Genomic DNA, 15,314 nt, shown 5'->3' on the forward strand with positions numbered 1-15,314 from the left:
GATCGCGGGCAAATCCCCTAATGACCCGGAATCCCCTAATGCCGGAACCCTGGGTGGCGGCGATGGAGTAGGGGGTTCGTCCCCGTTGGGCGAACCGCCCCCGGGCCATAGCTTTGTGATCAACCACGAACGACCCCCCCGGAACCCCGCTTCCGAACATCCAAGGAGCCTCAGATGGCCACCAACGCAGTACTCGACTTCATCCTCAGCCTGCTTCGCGACGACGAAGCCGCAGCCGCGTACTGCGCCAACCCCGAAGCAGCCCTCGCGGCCGCCGGCCTCGGCGACGTCTGCCACGCGGACATCGTCGCCGTCGCCCCGCTCGTCGCCGAGTCCGGCCTGTTCGCCGGAGCAGGTTCGCAGCTCTCCGCGATCCTCGGCGCAGGCGCCGGTGCGGCAGGCAGCCTCGACGGTTCCCTCGCCGGTGGCGCTGCCATCGGAGGCGGGCTGTCGACCGGACTCGGCCTCACTGCCGGAGCCGTCGTGGGCGGCGGACTCGCCGGCGGCGGTGTCATCGGTGGTGGACTGGGCGGTGGACTCGGCGGCGACATCGACTTCGCCGGCGACATCGCAGCCCAGATCGGCGCCGCCCTCACCGCAGCACTGGCGGCAGGCGGGCAGATCGGTGTCGAGCTGGGAGCAGCGTTCGGCGCGGCACTCGAAGCCTTCCTCGGCGCAGGCGCAGCGATCGGCGGTGGCCTCGATCTGGACGGCGGCCTCGGTCTCGGTGGCGGCCTCGACCTCGGCGGCGCTCTGACCGGTCTCATCGGCGGCGGCCTCGGCTTGGGCGCCGGGATCGGCGCGGAGCTCGGTGCAGGCGTCGCGGCAGGCCTGAACACGGCCCTCGACGCAGCGCTCGGCGCCGTCGGAGGAATCGACCTGGGCGCCATCGCCGGCGTCGAAGGGGCCCTCAGCGGAGCACTCGGTGCCGCATTCGGCATCGGCGGAGAGATCGGCGCCAACCTCGGCGCAGCACTCGGAAACGTCGTCGGCGCCGTCGTCGACGCGGGCCAGATCGACCTCGTTGGCGGCCTGGCAGGTGGCCTCGGAACCGCACTGACCGCAGGCCTCGGCCTCGGCGGAGGTGTCGCAGCCGGACTCGGATCGGCACTCGACGCAGCGATCGGCGCAGGCGCGGGCCTCGGCGGCGGATTGGGCGGCGGACTGGGCGCAGGGCTGGACGGCGTGTTCGCCCTGCAGACTGGTCTCGCCGCGGCTCTCGGATCCTCCCTCGGCGCCGTGCTCGACGCCGGTGCGCTGGCAGACCTCGATCTCGGTGGCCTCGCCGGACTGGACCTCGGCGGCATCGTGGCAGGTACCCTCGGAACCGCACTGGACCTCGACGCAGGCGTCGTCGGAGATCTGACCACGTCCCTCGGAACCGCCATCGACGGCGCGCTGGGAGCGGGCCTGGGCGGTGCCGCCAACCTCGAAGGCATCCTCGGCGCGGCATTCGGAATCGGCGGAGAAGCAGGCGCAGGCCTCGGCGCCGCACTCGAAGGCATTGCGGGACTCGAAGGCATTGCAGGACTCGGCGCTGGACTGGATCTGGGTGCGGCTCTCGGTGCAGGCGGAGCTCTCAGCGGCGCCCTCGACGGAGCGTTGGACGCAGTCGCCGGAGCAGCAGGCGGCCTGGACCTCGCTACCGGTCTGGAAGGACTCTTCGAGGCCGACGGCGGCCTGGCGTCGACCATCGGATCCTCTCTCGGCGCCGTGCTCGACGCCGGTGCCCTCGCGGACCTCGACCTGGCGGGCGTCGCAACCGGCGACCTGGGCGCACTCGTCGGCGGAGCCGTCGGAACCGCGCTCGATCTCGACACCAGCGCAATCGGCAGCCTGACGGCCGCCCTCGGATCCGCGATCGACGCGTCCGCCGGGGTCGACCTCGACGCAGCAACGAACCTCGAAGGTGTTCTCGGAGCAGCCTTCGGCGTGGGTGGACAGGCAGGAGCCGACCTCGGCGCCGCACTGGACACGGTCCTCGACACCAGCGGAGCACTCGATCTCGGCGCAGCGCTCGGCGGCGGCGCAGAACTGGGCGGAGCGTTGACCGGAGCAGTCGACGCAGCCCTCGGCGCTGCAGGCGGTGCCACGGGCGGTCTGACCGGCGGCGCAGCCGGTGACCTCGGCGCAGGCGCAGTCGGCGGTGTGACCGCAGGACTCGGCGGCGGACTCGCCGCCGTCGGAAACGCGGGTGCAGGCCTGGCCGGCGGACTCGGTGGCGGACTGTCCGGCCTCGGCTCCCTCGGCGGTGGGTTGGCAGGCGGATTGGGCGGCGGCCTGACCGGTGCAGTCGGCGGCGCGGTGGACGGTGCTGCTCAGGCAGGTGCCGGTCTCGGTGGCGGACTGGCAGGAACGGTCGACGGCGCGGCCCAAGGTGCAGCCGGACTCGGCGGCTCGGTCGCAGGCGGCGTCGACGGAACCGTCGGCGCGGGCGTGGACGCTGCTGCACAGGCAGGCGCCGGACTGGGTGCGGGTCTCGGTGCAGGCCTCGGGGCCGGACTCGACGCGGGTGCGTCGGCAGGTGCAGGGATTGCAGGCGGATTGGCGAGCGGCGCAGCAGCCGGAACCGACATCGCAGGTGACGTTGCCGGCGGCCTCGCCGCCGGTGCGTCGGCTGGAGCCGACGTCGCAGGTGACGTGGCCGGCGGACTGCAGGGCGGAGTGGCCACGGGAGCAGACGTTCTCGGCGGCGCGGCAGGCGGACTGTCCGGCGGCTTCGACAGCGTCACCGACGCCGCGGGCAGCGCATCCGGCTCGTTCGACTCGCAGTACGACTCGCAGTTCGACTCCAGCAGCTGGTCTTCGGTGGACTCGAACGTGTTCGGTTCGGCGCAGTCCTCGCTGGACTCCTCGCTCCACTCGGAGGGCAGCCTGCACGGCGCCGCCGACAGCACCGCGGACTCGGTGGCCGACATCGCGTCGGTCGATCACCACACGGACCTGATCAACCCGTAACGTTCCACGAGGGAGAAGCACGGCCCCGGGCGGTTCTTCCGCCCGGGGCCTTTTCTCTCGTTAGAGTCAGGTCGGACGAATGCACGAGCACCGAAAGAAGGCCATGGACGGGCACGCGAAACAGCTGGCCGAGTTGCTCGATCGAACTGCGGCAGTGGCGCAGACGGTCGGTCGCTCCGATCTGGTGTCGAGGATGGAACTCGCGAAGGAACGGGTACTCGACCCCAGGAGACGCATCGTCGTCGTCGGGCCGTTGAAACAGGGAAAAAGCCAATTCGTCAACTCGCTGCTGAACCTGAACGTCTGTTCCGTCGGCGACGACGAGACGACGGCCATTCCGACCGTCGTGCAGAACTCCGAGCGTTCCTATGCCGAACTGGTGCTTGCCGATCCCGGTAACGACGCCGTGCGCGTCGAGGTTCCGCTGGACGAGCTGCAGAACATCACCCCGGCCAGCCCGCGAGCCGAGGGACGCGAAGTGCTCAGGCTCGAAGTGAACGTTCCGAGTCCGCTGCTCGCCGACGGATTGGTGCTGGTGGACACCCCCGGCGTCGGCGGTCACGGAAACCCGCATGCAGCAGGAACTCTCGGCCTCGTACCGTCCGCGGACGCAGTGCTCGTCGTGTCCGATGCCAGCCGCGAGTTCACCGAACCCGAAATTGCCTTCCTCCGTCAGGTTCTCGGCCTGTGCCCGTCGGTCGCAGTGCTGATCACCAAGACCGACCTGTACCCCCACTGGCGTTCGATCGTGGACGCCAACCGCGCACACCTGCAGCGCGAAGGCCTGGACGTGCCGATGATCTCGCTGTCCTCGCTGCTCCGCTCGCACGCACTACGACTCAGCGACGAGGAACTGAACGTCGAATCCGGTTTCCCCGACCTCTACGCGTTCCTGCGGGACAACGTGGTCGCGCGCGCCGACGCCACCACCCGAACGGCGGTATCGCTCGACATCCGTTCCGTCGCAGAACACCTGACACTCGCCATGGGAAGCGAACTCGCCGCTCTTCGTGACCCGGAACGAGCCGCTGCAGCAGTGGCCGGTCTGCAACGAGCCAAAGCCGCCGCCGAGGAACTGCACAAGAAGACCTCCCAATGGCAACAGACCCTCGCCGACGGCATCGCCGACCTGGCGTCGGACATCGATCATGATCTTCGGGATCGGCTGCGCAGGGTGACCCGCGAAGCGGAGGAGACCGTGGACGAGGGCGATCCCGGCTCCGACTGGGCCGAGCTGGGGGATTGGCTGGAGGAGCAGATCGCGGCGTCGGTCGGCGACAATTTCGTGTGGGCGCACGAGCGCGCGCTGTGGTTGGCCGAGCTCGTTGCCGAGCACTTCGCTGCCGCAGGGGCGGTGGCGCTCCCCGATCTCGATCTCGGCGATCTCGACGACGTGCTCGATCCCGTTGCGTCGCTGGCAGATCTGGAGACGGGCAAGATCGGCATCACGCAGAAGGTGCTCGTCGGGATGCGCGGTTCCTACGGCGGTGTGCTGATGTTCGGCCTGATCACCACCTTCGTCGGCCTGAGTCTGCTCAACCCCATCTCGATCGGCGCGGGTGTCCTCCTCGGAACCAAGGCGTACAAGGAGGACAAGGAGAACCGCGTTCGGACCAGGCGCTCCGAGGCCAAGATGGCGATCAGGCGATTCACCGACGACGTGAGCTTCCAGGTGGGCAAGGAATCGAAGGATCGCCTCCGGCAGATCCAACGGGTTCTGCGCGATCACTTCACGTCGATAGCTGAGCAGACGCTGCGGTCACTGAACGATTCGTTGCGGGCAGCGCAGGAAGCCGCCAACGTCGAACAGGCAGAACGCGGCACGCGCACAGCGCAGTTGGATCGTGAGATGAAAGTGGTCGCCGAGTTGAGCGAGCGGGCGGCTGCGTTGGTTCCGAGCGAGAAGTCGCTGTGACGACGCTGGCCGATGCTCGTGCTCTGATCACCGCGGCTCGAAGCGCGTACTCCATCGACACCTACGGTGCGGCGACGTTGACCGCATGCTTGGAGCGGTTGGATCAGCCGCTGCGGGTGGCGCTGGCGGGGTCACTGAAGGCGGGTAAATCCACTCTGCTCAATTCGCTTGTCGGCCAGGACATCGCGCCGACCGACGCGACCGAGTGCACCAAGGTCGTGACGTGGTACCGCAGCGGTGCGACCCCGAGCGTCACGGCCTGGTACGACGGCGACCGATCCGCTCACGTTCCGGTACAGCGTCGCAGTGGGCGTCTGACGTTCGATCTGGGTGACCTGACGGCGACTCAGGTCGACCGACTCGACGTCGAATGGCCCGCGCGGGCGTTGACGCACACCACCATCATCGACACCCCCGGTACCTCGTCCTTGTCTCGGGACGTGTCGGCGCGGACGCTGTCGATGCTGACGCCGGAGAACGCGTCGTCCGGGGCGGATGCCGTCGTGTATCTGCTGCGGACGCTCAACGCGACGGACGTGTCGTTTCTCGGTCAGATCGGCGCCCACGTCGGCGGCGAATCGGGGCCTCTCGGCGTCGTCGGCGTCGTGTCCCGCGCCGACGAGGTCGGCGCGGGCCGGATGGACGCGATGATGTCGGCCAAGGAAGTGGCGGCCAGGTTCGCCTCGGAACTGGAGGCGACCGGACTGTGCCAGGCCGTCGTGCCCGTCGCCGGCTTGCTCGCGTTGGCCGCGGAAACGTTGCGACAGGCGGAGTTCGCCGCCTTCGAGGTCCTCGCCCAGGTGCCCGACGAGGACCTGCAGTTGGCGATGTTGTCCGCCGACAGGTTCTCACGGCCCGGGCTGTTGCCGGTCGACGCGGACCTGCGTGCATCGATCGTCGACCGGTTCGGCCTCTTCGGAATCCGCATGGCCGTCACGCTCGTCAAGCTCGGTGTGCGGGATTCGCCCACGCTGGCAGCGGAACTCGTCGAACGCAGTGGGCTCGACGAGCTCAGATCCGTCATCGACGTCCAGTTCGGCCAGCGCGCGGATCAGCTGAAACTGCATTCGGCGTTGGTGACGTTGCAGCGGACGCTGGAGGCTCGGCCCATTGCCGAGTCTGCACAGTTCCGTGCCGAAGCCGGGCGAATGCTCGCCGACGTCCACGGTTTCCAGGAGCTGCGGTTGCTGGGCAAGATGCGCGGAACGACGCCCACGCTCCCGGAGGCCGAACTCGCCGAATTGCAGAGGCTCATCGGCGGATTCGGCATCGACTCCTGGGTGCGGCTCGGCCTCGATCCGGATTCCGGGCAGGCGGAACGCTACGACCGTGCGCGCGCCGCCGCCCAGAAGTGGCGCAGACTGGCCGACCATCCGCTTCTCGACCAGTTCACCGCGCGGGCGTGCGGGGTCGCCGCTCGTAGTGCGGAGGGTATCGCGGCTACGACGTAGGCGTGTACAGCTGCTCGGCCAGATCGAGACTCCACAGCGCGGTGATCGGCCCGCCGTCGTTGGTGAACTTGTCGGTCCGCACGACTCGGTTCGACTGCACCGCAGGCAGGCCGGTCCACAGCGGATTGGCGTTCAGTGCACGCAACTCCTCCTCCGAGGTGATCGCAGCGACGAGCGCCTGCGCGTCGGAGATCTCCGACAGGTTCTCCGGTCCGAGATCCAGCTCGGGCGTCGCCCGGTCCCACGCGCTGCTGAAGTTGGCGCCGACGTCGATCAGGGCGGCGGCCGACACGCGCTCACGACCGATCGAGATTCCGCTGCCGTCGGATGTGGTGATCGGCAGAACCTCGGTGTTCGCGATGGCGTCGGCGTGGTCGGTCTTGATCTGCTCGACGCGGGCGTCGTACTCGTCGACGATCTCGGCCGCGCGGTCCTGCATGTTCAAGGCGTCGCCGATGGCGTCGACGTCCTGCTGCCAGGTGATGCCGGTGCCGTTCGAGCCGACGGGCAGCACCGGCGCGACGGCGCTGAGCTGGTCGTAGATCTCCTCGATCACTTCGTTGCGGCCGATGATCAGGTCGGGGTCGACGCGAGCGATCGATTCGACGTCGATGACGTTGCGTGGGAACAGCTCGGGCACCCCGGCGTCGCGCAGGCTCTTCATCGGTTCGGTGAGCGGGCCGGGGATTTCCGGCGGAGCTTCGGTCTCGACAGGCATACCGATCACCGGCAGATCGAACGCGATGGCGATGTCCAGGTCGCGCCTGCCGTCGATGACGACGACGGACTCGATCGTGTCCGGAACGGCGACGGTACCGAACTCGGTGACGACGTCATGGGTGCCGGACGCGGACGGCGTCGACTCGTCGGTGGAGCTACACGAGGCGGCCAGCACGATCAGCGCGAGTGCGGCGGAAGCGCGGAGGAGTGGTGTTTTCACCAGGCAAGTAAAGCAAGCCTAAGCATGTATACAACAATCGGGCGGCGAAGATCACTTCCCGGAGAGGCCGCTCCCCGCCGCCACCGCGGCGATGCCCGCACACCCCGCCCCGACAAGAGGAGCCCACTGAAGCGCGCCCGCCGCCACCGACCCGGCGTCGGACATGAAGGACCAGAACAGCACGAACGCGCCCGTCGCAGCCAACCCTGCCACGAGCAGTACGACGCCTGACAGGGAGCGGAGCCCGCTCAGTGCCCCATGGGATCGCGACCTTCCGGATGCCGCGAGGCTCAAACCGAGTGCCGCGACGATCAGCAGCACGGCGCCCACCCCAGCGCTTCCGAGCAACGTCACGGTCACCGTGTCCGAGATCTCCGACGCGGTGGCGCCGGAACCGTCGTCCGACACCGAGGTTTCGAGCGCAGAGCGCACCGCGTCGTAGTTCAGTGCAACGACGGCTGCCAGCGCCAGCGCGACGACGGTCACGGCGGCCCAAGCACCGAGGGTCATCCGGAAGGCAACGCTCGGTCCCCTGGAGTCCTGGCGCGGCCGGAGCGGCTCGACGGCGAACTCGGGGCGCTCCGGCTGCGGGCGAAGTTCTCGGCGGGTGTTCTCCGGTTCGGTCACGGGTGAAGATCCTATCCGTCGACGTACCGGAGCTTCTGCACTAGCGCAGGATCACCGGGATTCCTTGGTACGGGCCCAGTGTCAACGGGAAACTGTTCAACTCGTCGACGACGCCGATGTCCGAATCGTCGAACATGTCGTACACCCCGGCACCCGCGGTGAGATGCTTCGACTGAATTGTCGCGGCCACCTCGTCGGACGTGAAGTTGATGACGGTTGCCTGGATGGTGCCCTGACCCAGCTCGTGGACCAACACCAGCAGGCCCTTGTGCGACACCGTCGGCACGTCCAGCTGCTGGGCGGTGGCGATTCCGTACCTGTTGCGCAACTCGATGATTCGCGCGAGCCTGCGGGCGAAGGACGACGGGTCCTTCAGCTGCTCGGGTAGCGAACCGTAGAGGCTGCGGCCTCGGGGAATACCGGACTCGGAGCGCACCGCATCCGGGTAGCTGTCCATCAGGTCGTGCGCGCCACGGTTGATCCACCGCGTGTCGCCCTCACGGATGAGGTCGGCCACGTCGTCGGCGTCGATGGGCAGGATGCCCAGCAGATCCCAGCCGGACAGCGCGAACACGCCCGGCTGCAGCGCGTTGTACATCGCGAGCATCAAATGCGCCGTCTTCACCGTCTCGATGTCGGACTCGTCCATGCGATCGAGATCACGGATGCCGAGCGAGGCAGTGATGACACTGGCTGTGGTGCAGGCGATTCCGTTGGTGGTGAACGTGCGGTTGTACGGCGCCCAGCGGCCGGTCAGGCGATCGGTCAGTTCCGCGCGAATCTGATCACCGAGGTCGGACCCCTTCACCACTTCACCGCAGTACTCGAACTCGTCCTCGGCATGCAGTGTGGCGAAGTGGATGAGCTCGAAGGTCAGCTCGTCGTGATTCTGCAGTGCGTGCACCAGCGATGCCGGGTCGACGCCGTGATCGCGCGCCAACGTCATTGTCAGGCGCAGGAACTCGGTGTTTCCCATGACCAGAGCGTGGTGGTAGGCGGGCCGGTTGATGAAGTCGTACGACAGATCGGCGCCGTTGGTGCCCATGGCTTTGATGTCGTCGATCGTCAGATTCAGCTCCTGGAAGGTGAACCCTCCCATCTTGCGCACCACGCTGGCGATCAGGTGATTCGCGGCCTCGGACAGGGGATGCCCCTCGGACCAGCCTGGACCCTCGGCGCGGCGTTCGACGCCCAGGAATCCGTTGGCGTCCAACCGAAGTGCACCCGCACCGAGATCGGCGATCGAATGGCACGCATCGCCGATCACCAGGCGCATCCCCGCGAACGAGGGGTCCAGCCAGTTGATCGACGGTTGTCCCGCCTTGAAGTAGTGCAGATACACCCAGCGTCGCTCGACGCCGTCGACACCGACGACGGGAGCCGTTGCGCTCCAGTTGGTTTCCTTGACGCCCAACTCGTAGAAGATCACCCGCTGCAACTGGCCGATGATGTAGCCGGCGCGCGCGAGATTGGCCTCTGCCTCGGCATCGATGTTCTGCGAATCCGCCCCTGCGCGTACGCGGGGGAGCAGGTGCCAGTCCTGCGGCTCGATCTCGACCATGTGGTAGATGCCCGGATAGTCCGCGACCGCCATTTCAGCGAGCCGGAAATCCGCGCCCTTGCCGGTGTGGCCGGGGACGATGTCGTCGATGACGATCCCGTCGTACGCGGCCGCGACGACGCACAGGCGTCGGAACTCGTCCTCGGAGCCGAACGCCGGGTCGATCTGCATGCCGATGCGGTCGAAGTGGCCGTCGACCGACGGTGTCGGTCGCCATCCGTGAATACCACCCGCGACCTTGACCGGTCCGGTGTGGACCGCGGTGATCCCGATGTCCGAGAACGCCTGCCACAGGGCCTCGTCGCCGAGGGTGTTGAGAAAGCTGGTGCGCGGAGCGTTGATCACGGAGATCGGGTACGCGGTGAACCAGACGGGTGCGCGCTCGACGGCACCACGCGGATTGGGGTCCGCATACGGGTTCTGCCACATGCTGCCCTTGCCGGAGAGCTGCTCGGCGATGAGCTTGGCGTCGCGCAGCATCGACTGCTCGGTGAGCCACTCGACGTATTCGGCATTGTCGGCCGAGGGCTCGCCGTCCTGCGGTGTGGAACCGTTTCGGTTCGCTCGACGTACGGAGGGGCGCAGCGGCTTGGGTCTGGCCGGATAGAACTTCTCGTCGTAGGTGATCTCGCTCGGTTCGTGCTGCACTTCGGGATCCATGTGCCTCCGTAGCCTCGCTTTCTTCCAAACCCTACGTACCCGGCGCTGCTTCTGCAGAGTTCCCGGCATGCCCTGAAATTCCGGCGACGAAACCGAATTACAGGCGTGTAAGCCGAGACACGCGGTGTACCGGACCGTGTCCGTATCGAGACTGGCCGGTCTGGAAAGTCCGGTTGAAGTAGGCAATAGTTGAACGCAACAACAACCACTTCAGTCACAGGAGTCACACATGCGTCGCTTTGCCCGCACCACAGTCTTGGCCTCGACGGCCGTGTTCGCCGCCGCCGTCGGTGCGGTCGCCCTGGCGCCCATCGCGTCGGCCGAGCCCGAGCCCACGGCCCCGGAATTCGGATCCTCGGTCGCGGAATCGACCGACCTGGTCGTCACGCTCGGAACCACGTGCGTCGACAAGACCGCCGACAAGCCCGAGGACGGCAAGGTCGTCGCACTCGAGGTGACAGTGAAGAACGTCGGCGAGAGCGACGCCGCGAACGTCTCGGTGAACTACGGAGCTATCCCGGCTCCCGCCGGTGCCGTCACCGAGGACAAGATCGTCAAGGGCGAAGACGCCACCATCACCGTTCCCAGTGGGGACGCGGCGTGGGTCTCCCGTCCCGCCGGAGCCGTGGCCTTCTCTCCTCAGCTCGACGCCAACTACGTGGACAACGTCAAGGTCGAGTTCCTGACCCTGGATTGCTCCCCGGCCGAACCCGTCGAGGACGGCGAGTAGAAGCTCTGTTTCCAGCCCGCACACCGGAGGGCGCACCGACTACGCACGACGAACTACGCCGCGACGAGCATCTGCCGTCGCGGCGTAGTGCTGTCCCACTCGCATAAGGGCGCGGAGCGCCCGGCCGGGAACAAATCTGCAACCGCCTCCGTTGGAGCTTTCGTAGCCTTGAGTGGATGGGGCTCAAGTCCGGTTTGACAGAAGTCGAAAACGTCTTGCAGACTTGAGTGCAGTTCGCTCAGCTAGGAACCAATCAAGCAACAAACAGGAGGAAACACTATGGCTCGTGCGGTCGGTATCGACCTCGGGACCACCAACTCGGTCGTGTCCGTCCTCGAGGGCGGCGAGCCGGTTGTGGTCGCCAACTCCGAGGGATCACGCACCACCCCGTCGATCGTCGCTTTCGCCAAGAACGGTGAAGTGCTCGTCGGCCAGCCCGCGAAGAACCAGGCGGTTACCAACGTCGACCGCACGATTCGTTCCGTCAAGCGCCACATCGGCACGGACTGGACCGTCTCGATCGACGACAAGAAGTACACCTCGCAGGAGATCTCCGCGCGCACGCTGCAGAAGCTGAAGCGCGACGCCGAGGCTTACCTGGGCGAGGAAATCACCGACGCGGTCATCACCGTTCCGGCGTACTTCGAGGACGCGCAGCGCCAGGCAACCAAGGAAGCCGGCCAGATCGCAGGCCTCAACGTTCTGCGCATCGTCAACGAGCCCACCGCGGCTGCGCTGGCATACGGCCTGGACAAGGGCGACAGCGAGCAGACCATTCTGGTCTTCGACCTCGGTGGCGGCACCTTCGACGTCTCCCTGCTGGAAATCGGCGACGGCGTCGTCGAGGTCCGTGCAACGTCCGGTGACAACCACCTCGGTGGCGACGACTGGGACGAGCGCATCGTGACCTGGCTCGTGGACAAGTTCAAGGCTCAGAACGGCATCGACCTGACCAAGGACAAGATGGCCCTGCAGCGTCTGCGTGAGGCTGCGGAGAAGGCGAAGATCGAACTGTCCTCCGGACAGAGCACCTCGATCAACCTCCCGTACATCACGGTCGACGGCGACAAGAACCCGCTGTTCCTCGACGAGCAGCTCAGCCGCTCCGAGTTCCAGAAGATCACCTCCGACCTGCTCGACCGCACCCGTGCGCCGTTCCAGGCAGTGGTCAAGGACTCCGGCATCGCCGTCAAGGACATCGACCACGTCGTGCTCGTCGGTGGTTCGACGCGTATGCCTGCCGTCTCCGAGCTGGTCAAGGAGCTCTCCGGTGGACGCGAGCCCAACAAGGGCGTCAACCCGGACGAGGTCGTGGCCGTCGGTGCTGCACTGCAGGCCGGTGTGCTCAAGGGTGAGGTCAAGGACGTTCTGCTCCTCGACGTCACGCCGCTGTCCCTCGGCATCGAGACCAAGGGTGGCGTGATGACCAAGCTCATCGAGCGCAACACCACCATCCCGACGAAGCGGTCCGAGACCTTCACCACCGCTGACGACAATCAGCCTTCGGTGCAGATCCAGGTCTTCCAGGGTGAGCGCGAGATCGCCTCGCACAACAAGCTCCTCGGCTCGTTCGAGTTGACCGAGCTGCCCCCGGCTCCTCGCGGCGTCCCGCAGATCGAGGTCACCTTCGACATCGACGCCAACGGCATCGTGCACGTCACGGCCAAGGACAAGGGCACCGGCAAGGAAAACACGATCAAGATCCAGGACGGCTCCGGTCTGTCCAAGGAAGAGATCGACCGCATGGTCGCCGACGCGGAAGCTCACGCCGACGAGGACAAGGCTCGTCGCGAAGAGGCCGAGGTCCGCAACCAGGCCGAGTCGCTCGTCCACCAGACGGAGAAGTTCGTCAAGGACAACGAGGACAAGGTCGACGCCGAGCTCAAGGGACGCGTCGAGACAGCCATCGAAGAGGCCAAGTCGGCTCTCGCAGGCAGCGACATCTCGGCAGTGAAGACCGCCGTGGAGAAGCTGTCGACCGAGTCGCAGGCTCTCGGCACCGCCATCTACGAGGCTCAGGCCAAGGAACAGGGCGGCGCAGAAGGGGGAGCTCAGGCTGCTGACGACGGTGTCGTCGACGCAGAAGTTGTCGACGAGCCGGCCGACGACGCGGAGAAGAAGTGAGCCCCCGCGACAGCGATCACGATCTGCAGCACACCGAGCAGGAACCGGTCACTTTCGTGGACAAGCGAAAGATCGATCCCCAGACCGGTGAGCCTCGGGAAGGTGACGCAGTACCGGAGCCCCTCGCGGGCACCGGCACTGCGCCCCAACCCGACTCGGTGGACGACGAGGGCATCGAAGCAGAGGTGGTCGTCGACCCGCGTGACACGCAGGTCTCCGAACTCACTGCGGATCTGCAGCGAGTGTCGGCGGAGTACGCCAACTATCGGCGTCGAACCGATCGGGAGAAGCAGACGGGAGCGGAGAACGCCAAGGCGTCCGTCGTGTCCCAGCTTCTTCCCGTCCTCGACGATCTCGAGCGTGCGCGTCAGCACGGCGATCTCGAGACCGGGCCGCTGAAGTCGGTGGCGGACAAGTTGGCGGGAGTGTTCGCCAACATCGGTCTGACCACGTTCGGCGCCGAGGGTGACGCGTTCGACCCGGCGGTCCACGAGGCCGTCTCGCACGAGGGCGACGGAAGCAATCCCGTCGTCGGGACCCTGATGCGTCCGGGCTACAAGCTCGGCGAGCGGGTTCTGCGGACAGCAATGGTCGGCGTCGTCGACGATGCTGGACAGCACTCGGATGCGCCTGCATCCGACGAGCAGTAAAAAGAGATAGCGCGGAAGGAGGAAACGCCCGGTGAGCCAGCGGGAGTGGATCGAGAAGGACTTCTACAAGGAGCTGGGCGTTTCCTCCAGCGCATCTGCAGAAGAGATCAAGAAGGCGTACCGCAAGTTGGCGCGGGACAATCACCCCGACGCCAACCCCGGCAACGCCAAAGCCGAGGAGAAGTTCAAGGCCGTCAGCGAGGCCAATGCGGTCCTGACGGACCCGGCGAAACGCAAGGAGTACGACGAGGCCAGGCGGCTGTTCGCGTCGGGCGGCTTCGGTCGCCAGGGCGGCGGCGGATTCAGTCCTGGTGCAGGCGGATTCGGCGGCGGCGGGCAGACGTTCGACGTCGGCGACATCTTCGGTCAAGGTGGTGGCGACGGCGGTATCGGCGACCTGTTCGGTGGCCTGTTCAACCGCGGCGGCACTCAGCAGCGCACCTCGAGCAGTCGTCCGCGACGCGGAAGCGACGTCGAGACCGAGACCACTCTCGGTTTCCGTGAAGCCACGCAGGGTGTGACGGTTCCGCTGCGTCTGACCAGTCCGTCGTCCTGCACCACGTGCCACGGCAGCGGTGCCAAGCCCGGGACCAGTCCGCGGGTGTGCCCCAAGTGCAACGGCGCGGGCGTGATCAACCGCAACCAGGGAGCGTTCGGGTTCAGCGAGCCGTGCGACGACTGCCGCGGGACCGGTTCGATCATCGACGACCCGTGCGCCGACTGCCGCGGAACGGGCGTGCAGAACCGCACCCGCACGATCACCGTGCGCGTGCCACCGGGCGTGTCCGACGGTCAGAAGATCCGTCTCGCCGGCCAAGGTGAAGCAGGACTCCGCGGAGCTCCGTCGGGTGACCTGTTCGTCACGGTGCGCGTGCGAGCGGACAAGGTGTTCGGACGCGACGGCGACAATCTGACGGTCACCGTCCCGGTCAGCTACGGCGAGTTGGTACTCGGAACCACGCTGTCGGTTCCCACGCTCGACGGCCGCGTCGGCGTGAAGGTGCCGCCGGGAACTGTCGACGGTCGGGTGCTGCGCGTCCGCGGACGAGGTGTTCCGAAGAAGACAGGTACTCCCGGTGACCTCATGGTCACGGTCAAGGTCGCTGTACCGCAGAAGCTCGACGACCCGGCCACCGAAGCATTGAACGCTTATCTGGAAGCCGAGAAGGCCAGCGGATTCGACCCGCGGGCCGGGTGGGCAGGTGCGTAATGACTGTTCCTACTGGCGGGGGTTCGGGCCAAGGTAATTCTGGTCGTTCGGCAGGCTCCACTCCCGGTGACCCCGACGCTCAGGTCTTCGTCATCTCCGTAGCTGCACAGCTTGCGGGAATGCACGCCCAGACGCTGCGCACCTACGACCGCCTGGGTCTGGTCACCCCGCACCGGACCACCGGCGGTGGGCGTCGGTACTCGCCCCGCGACGTCGCGTTGCTCCGCGAGGTGCAGAGGTTGTCGCAGGACGAAGGGGTCAACCTCGCCGGCATCAAGCGCATCATCGAGCTGACCAACCAAGTCGAAGCTCTGCAGGCGCGAGTGTCCGAGCTCGCCCAGGAACTCGCGAACGTCCACGCGAGCTACCGCCGCGACCTCGTACCGGTTCAGCGGAACGCTCTCGTCGTCTGGAAACCGCGCAACCAGCGCTGACAACCGACCCACGCTCGCCGACGCCTGTGCGTCGGCGAGCTTTTTCGTGCCCGG

11 protein-coding genes are annotated in these 15,314 nt (G+C 67.0%); 8 read left to right on the forward strand and 3 right to left on the reverse strand.

Features of this window, described 5'->3' with window-relative positions:
- Window positions 1–174: 174 nt before the first annotated feature.
- The 3 genes from H292_RS0105525 (at window position 175) to H292_RS0105535 (ending at window position 6,324) form a co-directional block, all read left to right on the forward strand.
- Window positions 175–2,958, forward strand: coding sequence for an IniB N-terminal domain-containing protein (locus tag H292_RS0105525; protein ID WP_020110764.1), 2,784 nt, complete (start codon window positions 175–177; stop codon window positions 2,956–2,958).
- Window positions 2,959–3,061: 103 nt separating this feature from the next.
- Entirely contained in the window at window positions 3,062–4,873 is a 1,812-nt protein-coding gene (locus H292_RS0105530) for a dynamin family protein (RefSeq protein WP_027498629.1), read from the forward strand.
- Window positions 4,870–6,324 (forward strand): dynamin family protein, encoded by a 1,455-nt coding sequence (locus H292_RS0105535; RefSeq protein ID WP_019663826.1) that lies wholly within the window; start codon window positions 4,870–4,872, stop codon window positions 6,322–6,324. The genes H292_RS0105530 and H292_RS0105535 overlap by 4 nt, the downstream gene beginning before the upstream one ends.
- Here the strand turns inward: H292_RS0105535 and H292_RS0105540 are convergent.
- From H292_RS0105540 to treS, 3 genes are read right to left on the reverse strand one after another with little or no spacing between them, the layout of a single operon-like run.
- The gene (locus tag H292_RS0105540) at window positions 6,314–7,264 is read right to left on the reverse strand and encodes an ABC transporter substrate-binding protein (protein ID WP_020110766.1); all 951 of its coding nucleotides are present in this window, start codon (window positions 7,262–7,264) and stop codon (window positions 6,314–6,316) included. The two genes, H292_RS0105535 and H292_RS0105540, sit on opposite strands and share 11 nt — an antisense overlap.
- Window positions 7,265–7,315: 51 nt before the next feature.
- Complete coding sequence (locus H292_RS0105545; RefSeq protein WP_020110767.1) at window positions 7,316–7,891, reverse strand: hypothetical protein; 576 nt, start codon at window positions 7,889–7,891, stop codon at window positions 7,316–7,318.
- 40 nt (window positions 7,892–7,931) lie between these two features.
- Entirely contained in the window at window positions 7,932–10,112 is a 2,181-nt protein-coding gene (gene treS / locus H292_RS0105550; protein ID WP_020110768.1) for a maltose alpha-D-glucosyltransferase, read from the reverse strand.
- 229 nt (window positions 10,113–10,341) lie between these two features.
- On the opposite strand from treS, the gene H292_RS0105555 reads away from it, so the two are divergent.
- The 5 genes from H292_RS0105555 to H292_RS0105575 all read left to right on the forward strand — a co-directional run bounded on the left by H292_RS0105555 (window position 10,342) and on the right by H292_RS0105575 (window position 15,260).
- Window positions 10,342–10,842, forward strand: a complete 501-nt coding sequence (locus tag H292_RS0105555) for a Pro-kumamolisin, activation domain family protein (RefSeq protein ID WP_230595493.1) — start codon at window positions 10,342–10,344, stop codon at window positions 10,840–10,842.
- 279 nt (window positions 10,843–11,121) lie between these two features.
- Window positions 11,122–12,966 carry a molecular chaperone DnaK gene (dnaK, locus tag H292_RS0105560; protein ID WP_019663821.1) on the forward strand — a complete coding sequence of 615 codons (1,845 nt, stop codon included), beginning with the start codon at window positions 11,122–11,124 and terminating at the stop codon, window positions 12,964–12,966.
- A complete protein-coding gene (grpE, locus tag H292_RS0105565) occupies window positions 12,963–13,616 on the forward strand; it encodes a nucleotide exchange factor GrpE (RefSeq protein WP_020110770.1) in 654 nt (217 codons plus the stop codon). The genes dnaK and grpE overlap by 4 nt, the downstream gene beginning before the upstream one ends.
- A gap of 31 nt (window positions 13,617–13,647) precedes the next feature.
- Window positions 13,648–14,826 (forward strand): molecular chaperone DnaJ, encoded by a 1,179-nt coding sequence (gene dnaJ / locus H292_RS0105570; protein ID WP_020110771.1) that lies wholly within the window; start codon window positions 13,648–13,650, stop codon window positions 14,824–14,826.
- Entirely contained in the window at window positions 14,826–15,260 is a 435-nt protein-coding gene (locus tag H292_RS0105575) for a heat shock protein transcriptional repressor HspR (RefSeq protein WP_080733820.1), read from the forward strand. Before dnaJ ends, H292_RS0105575 begins: the two co-directional genes overlap by 1 nt.
- Window positions 15,261–15,314 lie beyond the last annotated feature (54 nt).

The organism is Rhodococcus sp. 114MFTsu3.1 (assembly GCF_000383555.1).
GTDB lineage: Bacteria > Actinomycetota > Actinomycetes > Mycobacteriales > Mycobacteriaceae > Rhodococcoides > Rhodococcoides fascians_E.